Source organism: Saccharopolyspora halophila (assembly GCF_039531955.1).
GTDB classification, from domain to species: domain Bacteria; phylum Actinomycetota; class Actinomycetes; order Mycobacteriales; family Pseudonocardiaceae; genus Saccharopolyspora; species Saccharopolyspora halophila.
Window position 1 is genome coordinate 149169 of sequence record NZ_BAAARA010000001.1, and the last position, 23038, is coordinate 172206.

The following is a 23038-nucleotide window of genomic DNA, read 5'->3' on the forward strand; positions in this document are numbered from 1 at the left end:
CCGGAGCCGGGGGCTTTTCGCTCGGTTCGGTCAGCCTTCGAGCTCGGCGAGGGCCTTGCGGACCCGCTCGACCTCGGCTTCGAGCTCGGCGAGCTTGGCCTCCTGCTCCTGGCGAGCCTTGTGCAGGACGTCCTCGATGGTTTCGGAGATGTCGCTGTGCAGCTCCGCCGCGGCCTTGGAGACCGCAGCGGCCGGGACCTGCAGCCCCTGCACGACGCGCTTGCCGCTGTGCAGCAGCTCGGCCTGCCACTCGCCGTCGGCAGTGCCGGTGACCGTCAGGGTGAGCTCAACGGTCCGCGTCTTCTTCGCGGTGCTCTTCTTGCGGGTCTGCTTCTTCGGCGCGGGCGACTCGGCCGCCTGCTTGTCCGCCGACGCGGAGTCGGGAGCCGGGGCATCCCCGGAGGTGGCGGACTCGGCGGCGGACTCGGCGGCGGACTCGGTGGCGGGGGTGGACTCGGCAGACGAGGCGTCGGAAGCGGCCGCTTCGGTCGCGGGGGCCTCGGTCGCCTCCTGGGACGCGGATGCTTCGGCCTGGATGGTCTGCTCTTCGGTCAACTTGTCTCCTGTGTATCGAGAGAGAGGGGGCACCAGAATAGAACAGGTGTTCCCAATGACGTGACGGGACGTCGTAGTGCCGCCCGATTGTGTTATCGGCGCAGGATCGCGGCCAGCGCCTGCAGCGCGGGTTCGAAATCGTCGTCGGCAGGGGCCGCGTAACCGACGACCACGCCCGGAGGTCCTCCACTGGGACGCACCCGATGCGGGCCGAGGACGTCCAGGTCCACCGACTCCGCCCGCGCCCGTACCAGGACGTCGTCTTCCGAAGGTCCGTCGAGCTGCAGGGTCAGGTGCAGTCCCGCCGCGATACCGGCTGGGTAGGGCGGGTGGTCCACCAGCTCGAGCAGTCGCTCCCGGCGCTGCCGGTAGGTGGCGCGCGAACGGCGGACGTGTTGATCGTAGGCCCCGCCCGAAATCAGCTCCGCCATGGCCAGCTGTTCGAAAAGCGGTGCGTGCAGCCCGCTGTGGCGCTTCAGCTCGCGAACGGGTTCGACGAGCCGGGTCGGCAGCGCCAGCCAGGCCAGCCGCAGCGCGGGCGCCAGCGTCTTGCTCGCGGTGCCCGCGTAGACGACGTGTTCGGGCGCCATGCCCTGCAGCGAACCGACCGGGGTGCGGTCGAAGCGGAACTCCCCGTCGTAGTCGTCCTCCACGATCAGCAGGTCCTCGTCCTTGGCCCGCTGCACGAGTTCGGTGCGCCGGGCCGAGCTCATCGCGACACCGAGCGGGAACTGGTGCGCAGGCGTGACCACGACGACGGGCCCGCGCACGCTGGTCACGTCGATGCCGTCGGCGTCCACCGGCACCCCGCGCACCCGCATCCCGAGCCCCGCCGGGATGTCGCGCAGCAGCGGAGCGGAGGGGTCCTCGAAGTCGACGGAAGCGGTCCCCTCGTCGACAAGGGCCTTGCTGAGCAGGGACAACGCTTGCGTGTACCCGTTGCACACGATGATCTGGCCGGGCGTGGTCGCCACCGCTCGGACGCGCGAGAGGTATTCGGCCAGGGCCTCCCGCAACGCCGGGTGGCCCTGCGGATCGCCGTAGTCGAGATCGCCGTCGGGCGCGCGCAGCGCCCGCCTGCTGGCCGCCAGCCAGTCCCTGCGCGGGAACGCGCTCAGGTTCGGCCTTCCGGGGCGGAGATCCCAGCGCGGGGCCGGAGCCGCCCGCTCAGCCGGGACCTCGGGCGCCGGGGTGGCGAGCCGATCGGCCACGATCGTCGGCGCTCCTTGCCTGGCGACCAGGAAGCCCTCGGAAGCCAGCTGGTTGTAGGAGCGGGTGACGGTGCCCCGCGCGATCCCGAGTTCCTGCGCCAGCGAGCGGGTCGAGGGCACGCGGCTGCCCGCCGGCAGCCGGCCGTCCCGGATCGCGGCGCGCGCGGCCTCGGCGAGCTTCCGGCTGTCCGGTCGGCCCGCCGGTAGGTCGAGCACAGCGGACCACATCACGAGCCCGAGCCTACCGGCGCCGAGGCGTGATCCTCGCCGCATGTCCGGAACCGGCGAACGCGGCGGTCTCCGATGATGTCGGTCGGTCGGCGCCGTTCGCCAACCCGATCTGGACGCCGCGCGGGCGGCGGAGCTGTCGTGAGCATCGCGAAGGTCGGCGATTCGAACGCGGTCCTCGGCGCGTCGGCGATCGGGGTTCGCTCCCCCGCGGGGCAGGGGCGCCCTGTCCGGCGGTTGGCCGCTTCCGTGTCCAGGGCGGTGATCGGGCAGCTGCCGGATCACGGGTGCGCAGGTGGGTCCCGGTGCCCGGACACTGTTCGACGAGCCGGAGCTGCTACCGGTCGTATCGCGGCTCGACTCGGACGTCGCCGGGGAGATCGGGCCGGAACCGCCTGCGGAGGCGGACTGGTTCACCCGTTGCGCGCTGGTGCGGCGGATCCCCGGCGGGGAGTGGAGATCGGTGCCGCGGGAGCGGGGCGAACAGCGGGCAGCAGGCGCCGGTCAACGAGGAGCCGCAGGCGCAGCGAGCGCCGACGGCCGCGAAACCGACCGTGCCGCAGGTTGATCCGCTGCGAGCGGCATCCGGGGCGATTCTCGGCGAGACGGTGGGGAAGCACTCGGTCGTGCCGTGGATCCCCGCGACATCGGCGTGATTCGGCGCCATCAACGTGAGAGCGGGCTCGTCGAGCCGGTTTTGCGGTCGATCCCGATCGCGCTCCGTTCGCCGATCGGGCCGTGGCCGGTTACTGCGGGTCGGCGTTGACGAGTTTCGCGCAGACGCATCGGTTCGCGACTCCGCAGAACCAGGTCGACGATTTCAAGGGTCGCGACGGGTTCGTGCCCGGCTCCGGTCGCGGTGTGGTCCGCTAGATCCCGGCGAGGCGTTCTTCGCGGCCGGGCGGATGGCGGCGTTGACGCGCAGCCACCCCAGCGGGTTCCTGCCCGCCGGTGCGCCCGCGGTAGATCGTGCGCCAGCTGCTCCGAGAGGTCTGCTGCGCGTTGCGATCGGGGTGGCGCGGGAGCTGCTGGTGCGCTGGTCGGAGCGCGGAGCAGCGCTGTGCGGGCCGGGTGGGCGAGGATGCCCTGGTCATCGGGCTCTGCTCGGTGCCTGCCATCGGTGATCCGCGGGACGCGCTGCCGTCGTCGGTGAATCACTCGGGGGACTCGGATTCGACCGGGACCGGGTGCGGCAACATTGGTGGCGCGGTTCACGGGGCTCGGGCCATCCCTGCGGAGTGGTTGCGGACCCCGGAACTGCGCGAAGAAATCGAAACCCTGCCCAACGACGCGCTGGTGGAGTTCAGCCCCGGTTCGCCGACCGATCCGAGCTGGACCCAGCGCCACCCCGGTTGGTGACCCCGCGAGTACTAGGGAGATCGTGATGACCCAACAGCAGCTGAGCTGGGCCGACCGCTTCCGCGGGGCCATGCTCGGTGGGGCCGTCGGGGATGCCTTCGGTGCCGGCGTGCGGAGCACCTCCACCGCGGAGATCCAGCAGTGGTTCGGGCCGCGCGGTGTCGTGGACTACCTCCCGGTCTACGGACGACGCGGGGCCGCTACCGATCTGTCGCAGCTGACCGTGTTCACCCTCGAGGGCTTGCTGCGCGCCAAGGCCGCGGGCGCGAACGGGTTACCGACCGAGTTCGTGTTCACCAACCACCTGCGCTGGCTGCACACCCAGGGCGTGCCGTGGGAGTACGCCATGGCGGCCTCGCTCTCCACCGAGCCCGCACCGGCCAGCTGGCTGCTGGAGCGCTCCGAGCTGCACTCCACGCGCAATCCAGCCGGGCACGCGTTGTCCCTGTTCGGGCGGATGGCCGCGCGGTCCCCGCTGGGCACCGACGGCCGGTTGTACCCGCCGGTGAGCGGCGACGGTCCCGCGGACTTCGCCGTGTGGGCGGCGCCCGCGATGGTGTGGTCGAACGTGCCTGAAGGCGTGTACTCGGCGGGCGCCGCGATCGCGAACCTGTGCACCTCCGGCGCGAACTCGGTCGCCGCCGCCGGTCTGCACGCCGACGTGCTGGCGCAGCTCATCCGCGGCATTCCGCTGTGGGACGCGCTGACCGTCTCCGATCAGCGACGGCTGAACACCGCCTACCGGGTCGCCGGAGTGCCCGCCGACGTTCGGCGGACCGTGCACGCGGCGATGTTCGTCGGTCAGCGCGGAGCGCGTCCGGGACCGATGGACATCGACATCGAGTTCGACGTGGTGGACAAGCCGGGGGAGCTGGGCATCGCGCTCGCGGCCGTCGGCAGCACGCGGACCTTCGCCGACGCGGTGCAGGTCGCGGTCAACAACTCCGCCGACAGCGCGGTCACCGGCGCTCTCGCCGGGCAGCTGGCGGGCGCGCTCTACGGCCCCGCGGGCATCCCCGCGCCGTGGCTGCAGCACCTCGAACTGCGCGGTGTTCTCGATGTGCTGTGCAACGACGCCGCCGAGGCGTTCGCGCCGCCGCCTCCGCCGCAGTGGGCGCAGCGCTACGTCGGTGATCCGCAGCACAACGGGCCGCGTCCACTGGCGGGAACGCCGGAGCGCACCGTCGAGAGCTCGGGCGAGCAGACGATGGTCCTGCCGGCCATCCTCGCCGAGGGGCGAGCCGAGAAGTCCGCGGCGAAGCCGGTCCACGATCCCACTGCGGCATCCGGGGAAGGACGCGCGGCGAACTCGCCGCGGTTCGAACCGCCCGCTTCCAACACCGGTGCGGCGGTGTTCCCCGCAACGGGCCCGCACGAACAGGAATCGGCCGAGACGACGGCCGTGTTCGCCGCCATCGGCACCGAGCGGCACGAACCGGCGGACCGGTCGCCGATCGAGTTCGAAACCCCCGAGCCTGCGCCGGATCCGGAGCCGGAATCTGAGCCGCAGCCGGTTCCGGATACGCCGTTGGTGGATTTGGAGCCGGAGCCTGCGCCGGATCCGGAGCCGGAGCCTGAGCCGCAGCCGGTTCCGGATACGCCGTTGGTGGATTTGGAGCCGGAGCCTGCGCCGGATCCGGAGCCGGAGCCTGAGCCGCAGCCGGTTCCGGATACGCCGTTGGTGGATTTGGAGCCGGAGCCTGCGCCGGATCCGGAGCCGGAGCCTGAGCCGCAGCCGGTTCCGGATACGCCGTTGGTGGATTTGGAGCCGGAGCCTGCGCCGGATCCGGAGCCGGAATCTGAGCCGCAGCCGGTTCCGGACGCACCGCGGGTGGACCTCGAGCCGCAGCCGCCGGAAACCACCGCTGATGAGGCGGAATCCCAGCAGGCTGCAGTGGAACCGCCGCCGCCCCGCCGGTCGTCGATGGAGATCGAGGTCCCGGTGGTCGACGTCAGCGATATCGGTGCGCCGTTCGGCGCCGATGCGCGGGACGGATCCGACGCTGCGGAGCGGGACCGGTACCGGTCCGAATCCGTCGACCCCCGGTTCGGCCGCGACTCCGATCCGGAGCTGGCCTTCGGCGCCGACGACTCGGAATCGGTGTCCGAGGAGGAGGGCCCCGCTCCCGCGCCGACGATCGACTTGGCGGCGGACCGGGCCACGGCCTTCGCGAACCTGCCCGCGTTCGAGCCGGCGTCCGCCGAGCCGACGTCCGACGAATCGACACCTGCCGAGGTGGTCGAGGGCTCCGAGGATCTCGGGGGAGAGGACGAATCCGCGGCGGGCGAGATCGAACCGGACGCCGGCGAACCTGCCGGGGCGGAACCGGTCACCGGTGTTGCGGACGAAGCGCTCGACGCCGAAGCAGGTGCCCGTATCGAGACCGAGGCCGAACCGCAGCCGGTCGCAGCAGCGGAACCCGGGGAACCGGTCGTGCCCGAAGCGGCGGAGCCGGAACCGGAGGAGTCCGCGAAGGGCCTTGCTGACCAGCGGATTCCTCTCGAAGGGCAGCCCGTCGAGGTGGCCGCACCGGACACCCGCAGGTCCGAGGTGTCGCCGGCGGCGGTGGTTCGCCGCGGTGGGCACGCCGTGGCCGAGGGGCCCGGTGAAGCGGCGCCGTCGCTGACGGAGCGCGTGCTGGGCAGCTTCCTGGGCGGCGGGCTCGGCGATGCCTACGGTTCCGACTTGGAGTTCGTCACCGCCGAGCAGATCACCGAGCGGTTCGGCCCGCAGGGCCCGCGCGGCCTGCGCGAGGCCTACGGCGTGCACGGGGCGATCACCGACGACACGCAGATGACGCTGTTCACCGCCGAGGGCTTGATCCGTGCCAGCGTCGCCGCCCGCAACGGCGTGGCCGCCGATCCGATCCGGCAGGTGCAGTTGGCCTACCAGCGCTGGCTGCACACGCAGGGCGTCGAGTGGCAGGCCGCGGCCGGTCCGTTCCGCGACGAGTTCCCCGAACCGGACGGCTGGCTCGTCGAGGTCCCCGGGCTGTTCAAGACGCGGGCGCCCGGCAAGACGATCTTCCGCGCGCTGGCCCGGTTCGGCGAGGGGCACCCCGTCGGCTCGCTGACCGAGAAGATCAACGACTCCAAGGGCTGCGGTGGCGTGATGCGCGCCGCTCCCGCAGCGCTGTACTCCGCGGATCCCGCCGAGGCCTTCGAGCTGGCCGCGCGCACCGCGGCGATCACGCACAGCCACCCCGCCGGCTATCACTCGGCGGGTGCGCTGGCGGTGATCGTGCAGCAGGCACTGCTCGGGCGGAATCTCGACGACGCGGTGTGGTTGGCGCTGCAGGTGCTGGAGACCTGGGAGAACAGCGGGGAGACCACGGCCATGATCAAGGCCGCGGCCCGGCTGGCCGAGGAGGGCGTGCCCACGCCGCAGCGGTTGGCCGAGGTGCTCGGTGGTGGCTGGGTCGGCGAGCAGGCCCTTGGCATCGCCGTGTGCGCGGCGCTGGTCGGCGGCAAGGACACCGAGCTGGCGCTGCGCGTGGCCGTGCACCACGACGGTGACAGCGATTCCACCGGCGCGGTCTGCGGAAACATCATCGGCGCCCTGCACGGCGTGGGGGCGCTGCCGCTGGACTGGCTGGCCGAGCTGGAGCTGCGCGACGTCATCGAGCAGATGGCCCTGGACTGCGTCGCCGAGTTCGGTCGCGGCGGGTTCCAGCCCGGCCACGCCGCAATCGACCCGCCCTCGGACGCGGACTGGGCCGAGCGCTACCCGGTGCGGACTCGCGAGCCCGCGATGGCGAGCGAGTTCCCGCAACCCAAGCCGGCCCCGCGCCGCCTCAACGGCGTGCCGCGGACCGAAGAGCACGAGGAGAACGGGTGATCCGCGGGGGAACGTCGTCGTCCGCGGAGCTGGCTCGTGCAGCGGATGCGCGAACCGCCCCCCTCAGGTGACGCCGGGCTGACCTGCACCGCGTTGGACACCCGGCTGGCGTCCGTCAGTTCGGGCGACGGCGCGCCCCGGCGGGCGCCGGGCTCCCGCAGCGCGGTGCCCGCCGGGGCGTCATCTCGGCCAACGGCCAGCTGGGCGGTGCATCGCCTACGTCCTGCCGAACCGGCTGACTCCTCTGCGGCGAGGACGGGTGGATCGCCGAGGTGTGAGTGGCCGCGCGGCGCTGACGGGGCCCGCGCTCTTGCCCTCGCGAGTACAGTGGCGACAAGGAATACGCGAGCTCGCACCTCAGCAGCGGCGCCGTGGTTGCCGCCGGGTGATCGAGCAGGTCAAGGGGGACCCCGTTTTGACCCTCTGAGAACGGGGCAGGTATCTTTGCTTATCGGACCCGACACATATCGGGTCGATCCGCATGCCCGTGCATGACGTGGCTGCCCCGGTAGTGGGCGGCTGCGGCAGCGCCGAGGATGTGTGGAACTCCTCCAGATCCCTCTGGGTCGTTCCCGATATTTTGGGGTCACTCCGGGGCCGTGAGGCGAGGTAGGGGGCGACACGCCCGACCTCGTGGTGCGGAGGAGTCCCGAAACACAGTGCCTGAGAGGTGCTCGACGCCAGGGCACGCCGAAGCTCGAACGAGCGGCTGCTTGGTCGAGTACCCAGAAGACGCGAACGCTGACAGAAAGCCGGTCCATGCCCACCATCCAGCAGCTGGTCCGTAAGGGCCGCCAGGACAAGGTCACGAAGACCACGACCGCGGCGCTCAAGGGGAGCCCGCAGCGGCGTGGTGTGTGCACCCGCGTGTACACGACCACCCCGAAGAAGCCCAACTCGGCACTGCGCAAGGTCGCTCGTGTGAAGCTGACCAGCGGCATCGAGGTGACCGCGTACATCCCGGGCGAGGGCCACAACCTGCAGGAGCACTCGATCGTGCTCGTTCGTGGCGGCCGTGTGAAGGACCTCCCGGGCGTGCGCTACAAGATCATTCGCGGTTCCGCTGACACCCAGGGTGTGAAGAACCGTAAGCAGGCTCGCAGCCGCTACGGCGCGAAGAAGGAGAAGAGCTGATGCCCCGCAAGGGTCCGGCCCCGAAGCGGCCGCTGCACGCTGATCCCGTGTACGGCTCGCCGCTGGTCACGCAGCTGGTGAACAAGGTTCTCGTGGACGGCAAGCGCTCGCTGGCCGAGAAGATCGTCTACGCGGCGCTGGAAGGCTGCCGGGAGAAGACCGGCACCGACCCGGTCGTCACGCTCAAGCGTGGCCTGGACAACGTCAAGCCGAGCCTCGAGGTCCGCAGCCGCCGCGTCGGTGGCGCGACCTACCAGGTTCCGATCGAGGTGCGGGCCGGCCGGTCCACCACCCTCGCGCTGCGCTGGCTGGTCACCTACTCCCGGCAGCGCCGCGAGAAGACCATGGTCGAGCGCCTGACGAACGAGCTGCTGGACGCGAGCAACGGTCTCGGCGCGAGCGTCAAGAAGCGCGAAGACACGCACAAGATGGCGGAGTCCAACAAGGCCTTCGCGCACTACCGCTGGTGACGCCGGGTGGGTCTTGCCCGCCTGCGCACTGAATTCGACAGCTTGCACCTGTCACAGGACTAGCACCTGCTGTTAGGGAACGGGGAACGAACTCGTGGCACGCGACGTGCTGACGGACCTCAAGAAGGTCCGCAACATCGGCATCATGGCCCACATCGATGCGGGCAAGACCACCACCACGGAGCGGGTCCTCTACTACACGGGGATCAACTACAAGCTCGGCGAAGTGCACGACGGCGCCGCGACGATGGACTGGATGGAGGAGGAGCAGAAGCGGGGTATCACCATTACCTCGGCTGCCACCACCACCTTCTGGGGCGACACCCAGATCAACATCATCGATACGCCCGGCCACGTCGACTTCACCGTCGAGGTCGAGCGCTCGCTGCGCGTCCTCGACGGCGCCGTTGCGGTGTTCGACGGCAAGGAAGGTGTCGAGCCGCAGTCCGAGCAGGTCTGGCGGCAGGCCGACAAGTACGAGGTTCCGCGCATCTGCTTCATCAACAAGATGGACAAGCTGGGCGCCGACTTCTACTTCTCGGTCAAGACCATCGAAGACCGGCTGAACACGAAGCCGCTGGTGCTCCAGCTGCCGATCGGCACGGAGTCGGACTTCGAGGGCGTCGTCGACCTGGTCCAGATGAAGGCTCTGACCTGGCGCGGTGACGTGCAGAAGGGCACCGAGTACGCGATCGAGGAGATCCCGGCGGATCTCGCCGAGACCGCCGCGAAGTACCGCGAGCAGCTTGTCGAGTCGGTCGTGGAGACCGACGAGGAGCTCATGGAGGCCTACTTCGGTGGCGAGGAGGTCACCGAGGAGCAGATCCGCGAGGGCATCCGCAAGCTGACCCTGAACCGCGAGGCCTTCCCGGTGCTGTGCGGCACCGCGTTCAAGAACAAGGGCGTGCAGCCCATGCTCGACGCGGTCGTCAGCTACCTGCCGTCGCCGCTGGACGTCCCGCCGGTGCAGGGCACCCTGCCGGACGGCGAGACCCCGGCGGAGCGCAACCCCTCCACCGAGGAGCCGTTCTCCGCGCTGGTCTCCAAGGTCGCGGTGCACCCGTTCTTCGGCAAGCTGACCTACATCCGGGTCTACTCCGGCAAGGTCTCCTCGGGCGCCCAGATCATCAACTCGACCAAGGGCAAGAAGGAACGCATCGGGAAGATGTTCCAGATGCACTCCAACAAGGAGAACCCGGTCGAGGAGATCCAGGCGGGTCACATCTACGCGGTCATCGGTCTCAAGGAGACCACGACCGGTGACACGCTCTCCGATGCGCAGAACCAGATCGTCCTCGAGTCGATGAGCTTCCCGGAGCCCGTCATCGAGGTGGCCATCGAGCCCAAGACGAAGGCCGACCAGGAGAAGCTGTCCACGGCGATTCAGAAGCTCGCCGAGGAGGACCCGACGTTCCAGGTCAACCTGGACGACGAGACCGGTCAGACCATCATCAAGGGCATGGGTGAGCTGCACCTCGAGGTGCTGGTGAACCGCATGAAGACCGACTTCAAGGTCGAGGCGAACATCGGTAAGCCGCAGGTGGCCTACCGCGAGACGATTCGCAAGACGATCGAGAAGTACGAGTACACGCACAAGAAGCAGACCGGTGGTTCCGGTCAGTTCGCGCGTGTGATCATCAGGCTCGACCCGATCGAGCAGACCGCCGACTCGCCCTCCTACGAATTCAGCAACCAGGTCACTGGTGGCCGCATTCCGCGGGAGTACATCCCGTCGGTGGACGAGGGCGCACAGGACGCCATGCAGTACGGCGTGCTGGCCGGCTACCCGCTGGTCGGTGTGAAGGTGACCTTGCTCGACGGCCAGTACCACGAGGTCGACTCGTCGGAAATGGCGTTCAAGGTCGCGGGCTCGATGGCGATGAAGGAAGCCACCGCGAAGGCTTCCCCGGCGCTGCTCGAGCCCATGATGGCGGTCGAGGTGACCACTCCCGAGGACTACATGGGTGAGGTCATCGGCGACCTGAACTCCCGCCGTGGCCACGTCCAGGCCATGGAGGAGCGCAGCGGTACCCGCGTCGTCAAGGCTCTCGTGCCGCTGTCCGAGATGTTCGGGTATGTCGGCGACCTGCGGTCCAAGACCCAGGGACGCGCCAACTACTCGATGGTGTTCGACTCCTACGCCGAGGTTCCGTCCAGCGTTTCCAAGGAGATCATCGCCAAGGCAACGGGCGAGTGACCCGCTGATCGGTGCCGGATCGCCGGCATCGATCATCGAGGCGACGCCTCGCGAAGGCGACCGGGGAGCAATCCCCTCCAATACGGCGGCGAGCGGGCCGTTTCCGAATCGGATTCGGCTTTCTCGTCACCTACCCGACAGGACTCCGCCTGGCACTACAAGTCGTACGGCGGAAAGTTAACAAGTCCAGGAGGACAATCCAGTGGCGAAGGCGAAGTTCGAGAGGGACAAGCCGCACGTCAACATCGGGACCATCGGTCACGTTGACCACGGCAAGACCACGCTCACCGCGGCCATCACCAAGGTTCTGCACGACAACTACCCCGAGCTGAACCCCTTCACGCCGTTCGACGAGATCGACAAGGCGCCGGAGGAAAAAGAGCGCGGCATCACGATTCAGATCGCGCACGTCGAGTACCAGACCCAGGCGCGGCACTACGCCCACGTTGACGCCCCGGGTCACGCCGACTACGTGAAGAACATGATCACCGGTGCCGCCCAGATGGACGGTGCGATCCTGGTGGTCGCCGCGACCGACGGCCCGATGCCCCAGACCCGTGAGCACGTGCTGCTCGCGCGTCAGGTCGGCGTGCCGTACATCCTGGTCGCGCTGAACAAGGCCGACATGGTCGACGACGAGGAGATCCTCGAGCTCGTCGAGATGGAGGTCCGTGAGCTGCTGTCCGAGCAGGACTTCCCGGGCGACGACGCTCCGGTCGTTCGCGTCTCCGCGCTGAAGGCGCTGGAGGGCGACAACGAGTGGGGCCAGAAGATCGTCGAGCTCATGCAGGCTTGCGACGAGAACATCCCGGACCCGGTGCGGGCCACCGACCAGGCGTTCCTGATGCCGGTCGAGGACTCGTTCTCGATCACCGGCCGCGGCACCGTGATCACCGGCCGCGTCGAGCGCGGTGTCATCAAGGTGAACGAGGAGGTGGAGATGGTCGGCATCAAGGACAAGCCGATCAAGACCACCGTCACCGGTGTCGAGATGTTCCGCAAGCTGCTCGACCAGGGTCAGGCGGGCGACAACGTGGGTCTGCTGATCCGCGGTGTCAAGCGCGAAGACGTCGAGCGCGGCATGGTCGTTGTGAAGCCGGGCACCACCACCCCGCACACCGAGTTCGAGGCGCAGGTCTACATCCTGTCCAAGGACGAGGGTGGCCGGCACACGCCGTTCTTCAACAACTACCGTCCGCAGTTCTACTTCCGGACCACTGACGTCACCGGTGTCGTGACGCTGCCGGAGGGCACCGAGATGGTCATGCCGGGCGACAACACCGAGATGTCCGTCCAGCTGATCCAGCCCATCGCCATGGACGAGGGCCTGCGCTTCGCGATTCGCGAGGGTGGGCGCACCGTCGGCGCCGGTCGCGTCACCAAGATCGTCAAGTGACGTGACGGTGGGCCCGCCTTCCCACGGGAGGCGGGCCCACCGCTGTCTTGCGGGGCTCCGGCCCCGCAAGACGACCCCCCGATTTGGGCTGGCACATAGCGTGTGTCATCCTGTATGGGTTGCTCGTTCGGACGGGCGGATTTCGGACCGCGATTCTGCGGTATTCGATCCGTTCGTTCTGATGCGAAACTCGCTCCCTTGTTGGGCGTTCCGAGGTCCGTTCTCACGTGGATTCCGGAAGGCCACGGCTTCGGCCGGACAGCGGGGCAAAAGAAGGTGTACGGACCTCCGGGTCCACCCCATCGGCGACGCTCGAAGGGGACCGGTCTGCGGCCACTGGCCGACACGCCCGACCGCGTGTACCGGGCATCGACAAACCTGAACAGGGGCGGACGACAGAGCTGTGACGGCTCCCGAATCGGGGACGACACCACGCTGAGGGCCGCGAGGGGCACCAGTGCGGTGCGTCCGCACCCACTGACCTGACCGCGGCACGAGACTAGAGGAACGGCAAGCCACCATGGCGGGACAGAAGATCCGCATCCGGCTCAAGGCCTACGACCACGAGGCGATCGACGCGTCCGCACGCAAGATCGTCGAGACCGTGACGCGCACCGGCGCTCGGGTCGTTGGGCCGGTGCCGCTGCCCACGGAGAAGAACGTCTACTGCGTCATCCGCTCCCCGCACAAGTACAAGGACTCGCGGGAGCACTTCGAGATGCGGACGCACAAGCGGCTCATCGACATCCTCGAACCGACGCCGAAGACGGTCGACGCGCTCATGCGCATCGACCTGCCGGCGAGCGTCGACGTGAACATCCAGTAAGCGGCGACGGAGTAGCTGGAGAGAACGAGACCAATGTCTGACAGGCAGATCAAGGGGATTCTGGGCACCAAGCTCGGCATGACCCAGGTCTTCGACGACAAGAACCGGGTTGTCCCGGTGACCGTCGTCCAGGCCGGGCCGAACGTGGTCACCCAGATTCGGACCCCTGAGAAGGACGGCTACTCGGCCGTGCAGCTGGCGTTCGGCGCCATCGACCCGCGCAAGGTGAACAAGCCGCGTAGCGGCCAGTTCACCAAGGCCGGTGTCACCCCGCGCCGTCACCTCGTCGAGCTGCGCACCGCGGACGCCGGTGAATACGAGGTCGGCCAGGAGATCAGCGCTGAGCTGTTCGAGGCCGGCACGGTGATCGACGTGGTCGGCACCAGCAAGGGCAAGGGCTTCGCGGGCACCATCAAGCGGCACGGTTTCCACCGTCAGCCGATGAGCCACGGTGCTCAGGCGGTGCACCGCAAGCCGGGTTCGATCGGTGGCTGCGCTTACCCGGGCCGCGTGTTCAAGGGCATGAAGATGTCCGGCCGGATGGGCTCGAACCGCGTGACCACGCAGAACCTGAAGGTGCACAAGGTCGACGAGAGCGGCCTGCTGCTGATCAAGGGCGCGGTGCCCGGCCCCAAGGGCGGCCTGGTGCTGGTCAAGAGCCCGGCGAAGGGTGGTGCGTGATGAGCCTGACGCTCGATGTCCGTACCCCGGACGGTAAGACCGACGGCACCGTCGAGCTGCCCGCCGAGATTTTCGACGTGCAGGCGAACGTGGCGCTGATGCACCAGGTCGTGGTGGCCCAGATGGCCGCTGCGCGCCAGGGCACCCACGCCACCAAGACGCGTGGCCAGGTCTCCGGTGGTAGCAAGAAGCCGTACCGGCAGAAGGGCACCGGTAACGCCCGTCAGGGTTCGACCCGTGCGCCCCAGTTCGTCGGCGGTGGAACCGTCCACGGCCCGCAGTCGCGGGACTACACCCAGCGGACTCCGAAGAAGATGAAGGCCGCCGCGCTGCGCGGTGCCCTCTCCGACCGGGTTCGCGCCAGCCAGCTGCACGTGGTCACCGGCGTGGTCGACGGGGACTCCCCGTCCACCAAGTCCGCCAAGACCGCGCTGCGGAACTGGACCGAGGCCAAGAAGGTTCTGGTCGTGCTGGACCGCCACGAGGAGCAGAACTCGTGGCTGAGCCTGCGGAACCTGCAGAACGTGCACCTGATCGACCCGGGTCAGCTCAACACCTACGACGTGCTCAACAGCGACGACGTGGTGTTCACCAAGGCTGCGTTCGAGCGCTTCGTCGCCGGACCTGCCAAGGGCCGGTCGGTTAAGGCCGCCGCTTCTTCCGCTGAGGAGGCAGAGCAGTGAGTGCCGACCCCCGAGACATCATCATCGCGCCGGTGATCTCCGAGAAGAGCTACGGCCTGCAGGAGCAGGGCCAGTACACCTTCCTCGTGGACCCGCGCTCGAACAAGACCGAGATCAAGATCGCCGTCGAAAAGATCTTCGACGTGAAGGTCTCCGGCGTCAACACGATCAACCGCGACGGTAAGCGCAAGCGCACCCGCACCGGGTACGGCAAGCGCAAGGACACCAAGCGGGCGATCGTCACGCTGACCCCGGAGAGCAAGTCGATCGACATCTTCGGTGGACCGGCCGCCTGACGGTGCTGATTAGGACGAGGTTGTTTTAACCATGGGCATTCGCAAGCACAAGCCGACGACGCCTGGACGTCGTGGCTCTAGCGTGTCCGACTTCGCCGAGATCACCCGGACGGAGCCGGAAAAGTCGCTGGTGCGTCCGCTGAACCGCAAGGCGGGGCGGAACGCGCAAGGCAAGATCACCACGCGGCACAAGGGTGGCGGTCACAAGCGGGCTTACCGCGTGATCGACTTCCGCCGCAACGACAAGGACGGTGTGCCGGCCAAGGTCGCGCACATCGAGTACGACCCGAACCGCAGCGCTCGGATCGCGCTGCTGCACTACGCCGACGGCGAGAAGCGCTACATCGTCGCGCCGAACGGTGTGCAGCAGGGTCACACGGTCGAGGCAGGCGCTCGGGCTGACATCAAGCCGGGCAACAACCTCCCGCTGCGCAACATCCCCACCGGTACCGTGATCCACGCGATCGAGCTTCGCCCCGGTCAGGGCGCGAAGATCGCGCGGTCGGCCGGTGCCCGGGTGCAGCTGGTGGCCAAGGACGGCCCGTACGCCCAGCTGCGGATGCCTTCGGGCGAGATCCGCAACGTGGACGCGCGGTGCCGGGCCACCGTCGGCGAGGTCGGCAACTCGGAGCACGCCAACGTCAACTGGGGCAAGGCCGGCCGGATGCGGTGGAAGGGCAAGCGCCCGACCGTCCGCGGTGTCGTCATGAACCCGGTGGACCACCCGCACGGTGGTGGTGAAGGCAAGACCTCCGGTGGTCGCCACCCGGTCAACCCGAACGGTCGCGCGGAGGGTCGTACCCGCCTCCGCAAGCCGAGTGACAAGCTCATCGTCCGCCGCCGTCGCACCGGCAAGAAGCGCTGAGCAGGGAGGTAAGCAAAAATGCCACGCAGCCTGAAGAAGGGCCCGTTCGTGGACGACCACCTGCTCAAGAAGGTGGACGCGCTTAACGAGTCGGGCAAGAAGACCGTGATCAAGACCTGGTCCCGCCGGTCGACGATCATCCCGGACATGCTGGGCCACACCTTCGCGGTGCACGACGGCCGTAAGCACGTTCCGGTGTTCATCACCGAGGCCATGGTCGGGCACAAGCTGGGCGAGTTCGCCCCGTCCCGCACCTTTAAGGGCCACGTCAAGGAAGACCGGAAGTCGCGCCGCCGCTGAGCGGGTCTGTGACACGAACGAGTAAGAGCAAGGGGTAGCAGGATGACAGCCCGTTCCGATTCCACTGTGGCGGAGCACCCGCACGCAGTGGCACGGGCCCGGTTCGTCCGCGTTTCGCCGATGAAGGCGCGCCGCGTGGTCGAACTCATCAAGGGCCGGAGTGCCGCCGATGCCCTGGCCGTGCTCCAGTTCGCGCCGCAGACCGCCAGCGGTCCGGTGTCGAAGGTGCTAGCCAGCGCGATGGCCAACGCCGAGAACAACCTCTCTCTCGACCCCGAGACGCTGGTCGTGCGCCACGCGTACGTCGATGAGGGACCGACGCTGAAGCGTTTCCAGCCGCGGGCGCAGGGCCGTGCGTACCGGATCCGCAAGCGGACCAGTCACATCACGGTCGAGGTCGAGTCGCGTCCCAAGGCGGCGGCCAAGTCCCGAAAGAGCCAGAAGGGAAGTGCCCGGTAGTGGGTCAGAAGATCAACCCGCACGGCTTCCGACTCGGCATCACCACGGACTGGAAGTCCCGCTGGTACGCCGACAAGCAGTATTCGGAGTACGTCGCGGAGGACGTCAAGATCCGCCGGCAGCTGTCTCGCGGTATGGAGCGCGCGGGTATCTCCAAGGTGGAGATCGAGCGCACCCGCGAGCGCGTCCGCGTGGACATTCACACCGCCCGGCCGGGCATCGTCATCGGCCGTCGCGGTGCCGAGGCGGACCGCATTCGCGGCAACCTCGAGAAGCTGACCGGCAAGCAGGTTCAGCTGAACATCCTCGAGGTCAAGAACTCCGAGGCCGACGCCCAGCTGGTCGCGCAGGGCGTGGCCGAGCAGCTGTCCAACCGCGTGTCCTTCCGGCGCGCGATGCGCAAGGCCATTCAGTCGGCCATGCGCTCGCCGCAGGTCAAGGGCATCCGGGTGCAGTGCTCGGGTCGCCTGGGCGGCGCTGAGATGTCCCGCTCGGAGTTCTACCGCGAGGGGCGCGTCCCGCTGCACACGCTGCGCGCGGACATCGACTACGGCTTCTTCGAGGCCAAGACCACTTTCGGGCGCATCGGCGTCAAGGTCTGGATCTACAAGGGTGAGCTGGTCGGTGGCCTGAAGCAGAAGCAGCAGGAGTCCGAGGTCCGCCCGCCGCGCGGCGGTGGCGGCGGGGACAACCGCGGCGGGGACAACCGCGGCGGCCGCGGCGACCGCGGTGGTCGCCGTCGCGGCGGTGACCGCGCTGCAGCTGACAAGTCCGCCAAGGCCGACAAGGCCGCGGAGGGCGAGCAGCCTCAGGCTGCGCCGGCTGAAGAGAAGACGGAGGGCTGAGACGTGCTCGTCCCACGCAGGGTGAAGTGGCGCAAGAGCCACGCGCCGAAGCGTAAGGGCTTCGCCAAGGGTGGCACCCGGATCAGTTTCGGCGAGTACGGCATTCAGGCGATCGAGCACGGCTACGTCACCAACCGGCAGATCGAGTCGGCCCGTATCGCGATCAACCGGCACGTGAAGCGTGGCGGTAAGGTCTGGATCAACATTTTCCCGGACCGCCCGATCACCAAGAAGCCGGCCGAGACCCGTCAGGGTTCCGGTAAGGGTTCGCCGGAGTCTTGGGTCGCCAACGTCAAGCCCGGACGGATCATGTTCGAGCTGACCTTCCCGAACGAGAAGGCGGCGATCGAGGCGCTGACTCGCGCGGCGCACAAGCTCCCGATGAAGTGCAAGATCGTGTCCCGCGAGGGTGGTGACTTCTGATGGCAGCGGGTGTCACCGCATCCGAGCTCCGTGAGCTGAGCAGCGAGGAGCTCGTGCAGCGGCTGAAGGAAGCGAAGGAGGAGCTGTTCAACCTCCGCTTCCAGATGGCCACTGGTCAGCTGCAGAACAACCGGCGACTGCGCACGGTCCGGCAGGACATCGCCCGGATCTACACCATCATGCGCGAGCGCGAACTGGGCCTGACGGTTTCCCCCGAAGGCGCTGAGGAGGGCGCGGCATGAGTGAGAAAGGACAGGGCGTGGAGCAGCGCAACAGCCGCAAGGTGCGCGAGGGCTACGTCGTCTCGGACAAGATGGACAAGACGGTCGTGGTTTCCCTCGAGGACCGCAAGAAGCACGCCCTCTACGGCAAGGTCATGCGGCAGACCACCAAGGTCAAGGCGCACGACGAGGCCAACACGGCCGGTGTCGGCGACCGGGTGCTGCTGATGGAGACCCGCCCGCTGTCGGCCAACAAGCGCTGGCGGCTGGTCGAGGTCGTCGAGAAGGCCAAGTAACTTCGGCCGGCGAGCGTGCGGAACAATCGCGTTGCGCACGCCGTCCGGCGGGGTGCGGACCCGTTCCGCATCCGTCGAGCACGTCGAAATGACCGGCCGGTCGCAGACCCTCCCAGGAGGGGATCCAGCGATCCGGCCGGTTGGCGTGCCGGAAGTTGACCGCGCGCGTCAGGTCGGCAATTTGGCGCGCCAGAGTGTGTCCGGACACGAGGTCCGGGCACTTAGGGTCAGGAGTCAGAAGTGATCCAGCAGGAGTCGCGACTTCGCGTCGCCGACAACACCGGGGCCAAGGAGATCCTTACGATCCGTGTCCTCGGTGGGTCGGGACGTCGTTACGCGGGCCTCGGGGACATCGTCACGGCGACCGTCAAGGAAGCCATCCCGGGTGCCGGAATCAAGAAGGGCGATGTGGTCAAGGCCGTCATCGTCCGGCAGAAGAAGGAAAGGCGTCGGCCGGATGGTTCCTACATCCGCTTCGACGAGAACGCCGCCGTCCTGGTTCGTCCGGGCGGCGAGCCGCGGGGCACCCGTATCTTCGGGCCGGTTGCTCGTGAGCTGCGCGACAAGAAGTTCATGAAGATCATCTCGCTCGCGCCGGAGGTGTTGTGATCATGAAGATCAAGAAGGGCGACACGGTCGTCGTCATCTCCGGAAAGGACAAGGGCGCCAAGGGCAAGGTCATTCAGGCCATGCCCACGGAGGACCGCGTCCTGGTCGAGGGCGTCAACCGGATCAAGAAGCACACCAAGGTCTCGCAGGGCGAGCGTGGTGCGCAGTCCGGCGGCATTGTGACGCAGGAAGCCCCGATCCACGTGAGCAATGTGATGGTCGTGGACTCCGACGGCAAGCCGACTCGCGTCGGCTACCGCACCGGTGAGGACGGCAAGAAGGTTCGCATCTCGCGTCGCAACGGTAAGGACATCTGATCATGACTACGACTGAGAAGATCGTCCCCCGGCTCAAGACCCGCTACCGCGAAGAGATCCGCCAGGCGCTGAACGAGGAGTTCACCTACTCCAACGTCATGCAGGTGCCCGGCCTGGTCAAGGTCGTGGTGAACATGGGTGTCGGCGACGCCGCGCGGGACAGCAAGCTGATCGAGGGCGCGGTTCGCGACCTCGCCGCCATCACCGGGCAGAAGCCCGAGGTCCGCAAGGCCCGCAAGTCCGTCGCGCAGTTCAAGCTGCGCGAGGGCATGCCGATCGGTGCGCGGGTCACCCTGCGCGGCGACCGGATGTGGGAGTTCCTGGACCGCCTGGTCACCATCTCGCTGCCGCGCATCCGCGACTTCCGCGGTCTGTCGGGCAAGCAGTTCGACGGCAAGGGCAACTACACCTTCGGCCTCAACGAGCAGTCGATGTTCCACGAGATCGACCCCGACTCGATCGACCGGCCGCGCGGCATGGACATCACCGTGGTTACCACGGCGACCAACGATGACGAGGGCCGGGCGCTGCTGAAGCACCTGGGCTTCCCGTTCAAGGAGAACTGAGCGATGGCGAAGAAGGCGCTGGTTCACAAGGCGGCCCAGAAGCCGAAGTTCAAGGTTCGCGGCTACACCCGTTGCCAGAAGTGCGGGCGTCCGCGTTCGGTGTTCCGCAAGTTCGGGCTGTGCCGGGTGTGCTTCCGCGAGATGGCGCACGCGGGCGAGCTGCCCGGCGTGAGCAAGTCCTCCTGGTGATCTCCCGCCTGCCGGGGGTGGCCCTGTCGTCCGGTCTTCCCGGATGGCCCGGTACCCTCGGCGGGCGTTACCAGGACTGATGCCCGCGCTCCGCGGCGAACGCCGTACTTGAGAACGCGTATTGGTTGAGGGCCCTGCCAGATAGGCGGGTCACCCCGAACTTCGTCCAGGCCAGAGCCCAGACGCTCACCCGACGGGTGGGGCGTGGTCGGGGCTCATCGGAACCAGACGAGAAAGGTTGAGCAGGTCATGACGATGACCGATCCGATCGCAGACATGCTGACGCGTCTGCGGAACGGGAACTCGGCATACCACGACGAGGTCGTGATGCCGCACTCGAAGCTGAAGGCGAACATCGCCGAGGTCCTCAAGCGGGAGGGCTACGTGTCCGGCTCCCGCGTCGAAGAGGGCGAGAAGGGCAAGCAGCTCGTCGTCGAGCTCAAGTTCGGCCCGAACCGCGAGCGGAGCATCGCGGGCCTGCGCCGGGTCTCCAAGCCCGGCCTGCGGGTCTACGCCAAGTCCGACAACCTTCCCAAGGTGCTGGGCGGTCTGGGCGTCGCCATCATTTCGACTTCCGGCGGTCTGCGGACCGACCGGCAGGCCATGAAGGACGGCGTGGGCGGGGAAGTCCTCGCCTACGTCTGGTAAAGGGAGGAGGAGCGGCTATGTCGCGCATCGGAAAGCTGCCGATCACCGTCCCCTCCGGCGTCGAGGTGGCTATCGACGGCCAGGCGGTGACCGTGAAGGGCCCCAAGGGCACCCTCGAGCACCAGGTCTCCGAGCCGATCGTCGTCGAGAAGGACGAGGACGGTTCGGTACTGGTTCAGCGCCCGAACGACGAGCGGGAGTCCCGTTCGTTGCACGGCCTGACCCGTACCTTGGTGAACAACATGGTGATCGGCGTCAGCAAGGGATTCCAGAAGGATCTGGAGATCCAGGGCGTCGGTTACCGAGTGCTGCAGAAGGGTTCGAACCTCGAGTTCAACCTCGGCTACAGCCACCCCATCGTGATCGAGCCGCCGGATGGCATCGAGTTCGCGGTCGACGGCCCGACCAAGCTTTCGGTCAAGGGCGTCGACAAGCAGCTGGTCGGCGAGATCGCAGCCAAGATCCGCAAGCTGCGCAAGCCCGACCCGTACAAGGGCAAGGGTGTCCGGTACGCGGGTGAGAACATCCGCCGCAAGGTCGGAAAGACGGGTAAGTGACCATGAGCGAGACAGCTACCAAGCGCAAGCCGGTTGGCAAGGACATCTCGACCAAGCGTCGGCTTGCCCGCTCCAAGCGGCACACGCGCATCCGGAAGAAGATCGTCGGCACCGCCGAGCGCCCGCGTCTGGTCGTCAGCCGGTCCCTGCGCAACATCACCGCGCAGGTCATCGACGACACCAAGGGCCACACCGTTGCTTCGGCTACCAGCTTGGAGTCGGACCTGCGTGGCTTCGAGGGTGACAAGAAGGCCATGTCCACCAAGGTCGGCGAGCTCGTTGCCGCCCGCGCCAAGGACGCCGGCATCGAGAAGGTCGTGTTCGACCGCGGCGGTAACGCCTACCACGGTCGGGTTGCCGCGCTGGCCGATGCGGCCCGTGACGGCGGTCTGGAGTTCTGACAAGTGCGTAAGAACGAGAACGAAAGGGACGCCTGATGCCTGGACGCACTCGGCGTGAAGGCGGGGAGTCCGGCGGCAAAGACCGCCGGGACCGCCGCGACGGCGGCCGTGGCGGGGCGGCCCAAGAAAAGACCCCGCAGTTCGAACGGGTTGTGACCATCAACCGCGTTGCCAAGGTCGTCAAGGGTGGTCGGCGCTTCAGCTTCACCGCCCTGGTTGTCGTCGGCGACGGTGACGGCATGGTCGGTGTCGGCTACGGCAAGGCCAAGGAAGTTCCGTCCGCGATCGCCAAGGGCGTCGAGGAGGCGAAGAAGAACTTCTTCCGCGTCCCGCGCCTGGGCGGCACCATCACCCACCCGGCACAGGGTGAGGACGCCGCGGGCATCGTCCTGCTGCGCCCGGCCAGCGCCGGTACCGGTGTTATCGCCGGTGGCCCGGTCCGTGCGGTGCTGGAGTGCGCCGGTGTCCACGACGTGCTGAGCAAGTCGCTGGGCTCCGACAACCCGATCAACATCGTGCACGCCACGGTCGACGCGTTGAAGCAGCTGCAGCGGCCGGAAGAGGTCGCGGCTCGCCGTGGCCTGCCGCTCGAGGACGTCGCGCCGGCGTTCATGCTGCGGGCGCGTGCTGCCGGGACGGGGGTCTGATCGTCATGGCTCAGCTGAAGATCACCCAGGTGCGTGGTCTGGTCGGCACTCGTCAGAACCAGCGCGACACCATGCGCACCCTGGGGCTCCGCAAGATTCGTCAGTCTGTGACGCGTCCGGACGACTCCAACGTGCGCGGCATGATCAAGACCGTTTCCCACTTGGTTTCGGTCGAGGAGGTCGACTGACATGGTCATCAAACTGCACGACCTGCGTCCGGCTCCCGGTTCCAACAAGGACAAGATCCGCGTCGGCCGCGGTGAGGGCTCCAAGGGCAAGACCGCCGGTCGCGGTACCAAGGGCACCACGGCGCGCAAGACCGTCTCCCCTCGTTTCGAGGGCGGGCAGATGCCGATCCAGATGCGGCTGCCGAAGCTTCGCGGCTTCAAGAACCGCTTCCGCACCGAGTACCAGGGTGTGAACATCGGCAAGCTGGCCTCGGTCTTCCCGGAGGGCGGCACCGTCGGTATCGACGAGATGATCGCCAGGGGCCTGGTCAAGAAGAACGAACTGGTGAAGATCCTCGGCGACGGGGACCTCGAGGGCGTCAAGCTGGACGTGAGCGCGCACGCGTTCACCGGCTCCGCCCAGGAGAAGATCACCTCCGCCGGTGGCTCCGCCACCAAGCTGGAGCGCTGAGAACTCCCGGCTTCACCCGGCGAGGGCCGGTCCACCCACGGGTGGGCCGGCCCTCGCTTTTGCGTCCGGCCGCGGGGCCGCGCTCCCGGGGGCGGCGGTAGCGGGCACCGCTGCGGCCGCTGCCGCGGGGCCGCGATGCCGCGCGAACCAGCGAGCCTCGACGCGCCCGGTGACCGAAGGGG

The 23038-nt window shown here is 68.2% G+C and carries 29 protein-coding genes; 27 read left to right on the top strand and 2 right to left on the bottom strand.

The genetic code is table 11. From position 1 onward, the window contains the following. Positions 1-30: 30 nt before the first annotated feature. Together ABD289_RS00755 and pdxR are read right to left on the bottom strand one after the other, a co-directional pair. The gene (locus tag ABD289_RS00755; RefSeq protein ID WP_344125317.1) at positions 31-555 is read right to left on the bottom strand and encodes a DUF6319 family protein; all 525 of its coding nucleotides are present in this window, start codon (positions 553-555) and stop codon (positions 31-33) included. Positions 556-647: 92 nt separating this feature from the next. Further along, positions 648-1994: a MocR-like pyridoxine biosynthesis transcription factor PdxR gene (gene pdxR / locus ABD289_RS00760; protein WP_344126155.1), complete on the bottom strand. Its 1347-nt coding sequence runs from the start codon at positions 1992-1994 to the stop codon at positions 648-650. Positions 1995-3065: 1071 nt separating this feature from the next. On the opposite strand from pdxR, the gene ABD289_RS00765 reads away from it, so the two are divergent. From ABD289_RS00765 to rplO, 27 genes are all read left to right on the top strand, one after another. Beyond that, positions 3066-3353 carry an ADP-ribosylglycohydrolase family protein gene (locus ABD289_RS00765; protein WP_344125319.1) on the top strand — a complete coding sequence of 96 codons (288 nt, stop codon included), beginning with the start codon at positions 3066-3068 and terminating at the stop codon, positions 3351-3353. A gap of 25 nt (positions 3354-3378) precedes the next feature. Next, the gene (locus ABD289_RS00770) at positions 3379-7191 is read left to right on the top strand and encodes an ADP-ribosylglycohydrolase family protein (protein ID WP_344125321.1); all 3813 of its coding nucleotides are present in this window, start codon (positions 3379-3381) and stop codon (positions 7189-7191) included. A 759-nt stretch (positions 7192-7950) separates the two neighbouring features. Then, on the top strand, positions 7951-8325 hold the full coding sequence (gene rpsL, locus ABD289_RS00775) for a 30S ribosomal protein S12 (RefSeq protein WP_344125323.1): 375 nt from the start codon (positions 7951-7953) through the stop codon (positions 8323-8325). Next, positions 8325-8795: a 30S ribosomal protein S7 gene (rpsG, locus tag ABD289_RS00780; protein WP_344125325.1), complete on the top strand. Its 471-nt coding sequence runs from the start codon at positions 8325-8327 to the stop codon at positions 8793-8795. The genes rpsL and rpsG overlap by 1 nt, the downstream gene beginning before the upstream one ends. A gap of 94 nt (positions 8796-8889) precedes the next feature. Further along, the gene (gene fusA / locus ABD289_RS00785) at positions 8890-10992 is read left to right on the top strand and encodes an elongation factor G (RefSeq protein ID WP_344125327.1); all 2103 of its coding nucleotides are present in this window, start codon (positions 8890-8892) and stop codon (positions 10990-10992) included. Between the two features lie 202 nt (positions 10993-11194). Beyond that, a complete protein-coding gene (tuf, locus tag ABD289_RS00790; protein WP_344125329.1) occupies positions 11195-12388 on the top strand; it encodes an elongation factor Tu in 1194 nt (397 codons plus the stop codon). 520 nt (positions 12389-12908) lie between these two features. Beyond that, complete coding sequence (gene rpsJ, locus ABD289_RS00795) at positions 12909-13214, top strand: 30S ribosomal protein S10 (RefSeq protein ID WP_009948626.1); 306 nt, start codon at positions 12909-12911, stop codon at positions 13212-13214. A gap of 33 nt (positions 13215-13247) precedes the next feature. Continuing rightward, on the top strand, positions 13248-13895 hold the full coding sequence (gene rplC / locus ABD289_RS00800; protein ID WP_344125333.1) for a 50S ribosomal protein L3: 648 nt from the start codon (positions 13248-13250) through the stop codon (positions 13893-13895). Beyond that, entirely contained in the window at positions 13895-14578 is a 684-nt protein-coding gene (rplD, locus tag ABD289_RS00805) for a 50S ribosomal protein L4 (RefSeq protein ID WP_344125336.1), read from the top strand. The genes rplC and rplD overlap by 1 nt, the downstream gene beginning before the upstream one ends. After that, positions 14575-14874 carry a 50S ribosomal protein L23 gene (gene rplW, locus ABD289_RS00810; protein ID WP_344125338.1) on the top strand — a complete coding sequence of 100 codons (300 nt, stop codon included), beginning with the start codon at positions 14575-14577 and terminating at the stop codon, positions 14872-14874. The genes rplD and rplW overlap by 4 nt, the downstream gene beginning before the upstream one ends. 31 nt (positions 14875-14905) lie before the next feature. After that, the gene (gene rplB, locus ABD289_RS00815) at positions 14906-15739 is read left to right on the top strand and encodes a 50S ribosomal protein L2 (protein WP_344125340.1); all 834 of its coding nucleotides are present in this window, start codon (positions 14906-14908) and stop codon (positions 15737-15739) included. Between the two features lie 18 nt (positions 15740-15757). After that, on the top strand, positions 15758-16039 hold the full coding sequence (gene rpsS, locus ABD289_RS00820; RefSeq protein WP_344125342.1) for a 30S ribosomal protein S19: 282 nt from the start codon (positions 15758-15760) through the stop codon (positions 16037-16039). A gap of 42 nt (positions 16040-16081) precedes the next feature. Then, complete coding sequence (gene rplV / locus ABD289_RS00825) at positions 16082-16498, top strand: 50S ribosomal protein L22 (RefSeq protein ID WP_344125344.1); 417 nt, start codon at positions 16082-16084, stop codon at positions 16496-16498. Next, on the top strand, positions 16498-17343 hold the full coding sequence (gene rpsC, locus ABD289_RS00830; RefSeq protein WP_344125346.1) for a 30S ribosomal protein S3: 846 nt from the start codon (positions 16498-16500) through the stop codon (positions 17341-17343). Before rplV ends, rpsC begins: the two co-directional genes overlap by 1 nt. A 3-nt stretch (positions 17344-17346) precedes the next feature. Continuing rightward, positions 17347-17766 carry a 50S ribosomal protein L16 gene (gene rplP / locus ABD289_RS00835; RefSeq protein ID WP_344125348.1) on the top strand — a complete coding sequence of 140 codons (420 nt, stop codon included), beginning with the start codon at positions 17347-17349 and terminating at the stop codon, positions 17764-17766. Continuing rightward, on the top strand, positions 17766-18008 hold the full coding sequence (gene rpmC, locus ABD289_RS00840) for a 50S ribosomal protein L29 (protein ID WP_344125350.1): 243 nt from the start codon (positions 17766-17768) through the stop codon (positions 18006-18008). The genes rplP and rpmC overlap by 1 nt, the downstream gene beginning before the upstream one ends. Continuing rightward, positions 18005-18283, top strand: coding sequence for a 30S ribosomal protein S17 (gene rpsQ, locus ABD289_RS00845; protein WP_344125352.1), 279 nt, complete (start codon positions 18005-18007; stop codon positions 18281-18283). Before rpmC ends, rpsQ begins: the two co-directional genes overlap by 4 nt. Positions 18284-18523: 240 nt before the next feature. Further along, positions 18524-18892 carry a 50S ribosomal protein L14 gene (rplN, locus tag ABD289_RS00850; protein ID WP_344125354.1) on the top strand — a complete coding sequence of 123 codons (369 nt, stop codon included), beginning with the start codon at positions 18524-18526 and terminating at the stop codon, positions 18890-18892. A 2-nt stretch (positions 18893-18894) separates the two neighbouring features. Further along, positions 18895-19209, top strand: a complete 315-nt coding sequence (rplX, locus tag ABD289_RS00855; RefSeq protein WP_344125356.1) for a 50S ribosomal protein L24 — start codon at positions 18895-18897, stop codon at positions 19207-19209. 2 nt (positions 19210-19211) lie between these two features. Beyond that, positions 19212-19775 (top strand): 50S ribosomal protein L5, encoded by a 564-nt coding sequence (rplE, locus tag ABD289_RS00860; protein ID WP_344125358.1) that lies wholly within the window; start codon positions 19212-19214, stop codon positions 19773-19775. A 3-nt stretch (positions 19776-19778) separates the two neighbouring features. Further along, positions 19779-19964 carry a type Z 30S ribosomal protein S14 gene (locus ABD289_RS00865; protein WP_093414180.1) on the top strand — a complete coding sequence of 62 codons (186 nt, stop codon included), beginning with the start codon at positions 19779-19781 and terminating at the stop codon, positions 19962-19964. Between the two features lie 249 nt (positions 19965-20213). Further along, positions 20214-20612 carry a 30S ribosomal protein S8 gene (rpsH, locus tag ABD289_RS00870; protein ID WP_344125360.1) on the top strand — a complete coding sequence of 133 codons (399 nt, stop codon included), beginning with the start codon at positions 20214-20216 and terminating at the stop codon, positions 20610-20612. Between the two features lie 17 nt (positions 20613-20629). Then, entirely contained in the window at positions 20630-21169 is a 540-nt protein-coding gene (gene rplF, locus ABD289_RS00875; protein ID WP_344125362.1) for a 50S ribosomal protein L6, read from the top strand. 2 nt (positions 21170-21171) lie between these two features. Then, positions 21172-21570, top strand: a complete 399-nt coding sequence (gene rplR, locus ABD289_RS00880; protein ID WP_344125364.1) for a 50S ribosomal protein L18 — start codon at positions 21172-21174, stop codon at positions 21568-21570. A gap of 35 nt (positions 21571-21605) precedes the next feature. Further along, positions 21606-22217, top strand: a complete 612-nt coding sequence (gene rpsE, locus ABD289_RS00885; RefSeq protein ID WP_344125366.1) for a 30S ribosomal protein S5 — start codon at positions 21606-21608, stop codon at positions 22215-22217. Positions 22218-22222: 5 nt separating this feature from the next. After that, positions 22223-22405 (top strand): 50S ribosomal protein L30, encoded by a 183-nt coding sequence (gene rpmD / locus ABD289_RS00890; RefSeq protein WP_344125368.1) that lies wholly within the window; start codon positions 22223-22225, stop codon positions 22403-22405. A 1-nt stretch (position 22406) separates the two neighbouring features. Further along, positions 22407-22856 carry a 50S ribosomal protein L15 gene (gene rplO, locus ABD289_RS00895; RefSeq protein ID WP_344125370.1) on the top strand — a complete coding sequence of 150 codons (450 nt, stop codon included), beginning with the start codon at positions 22407-22409 and terminating at the stop codon, positions 22854-22856. Positions 22857-23038 lie beyond the last annotated feature (182 nt).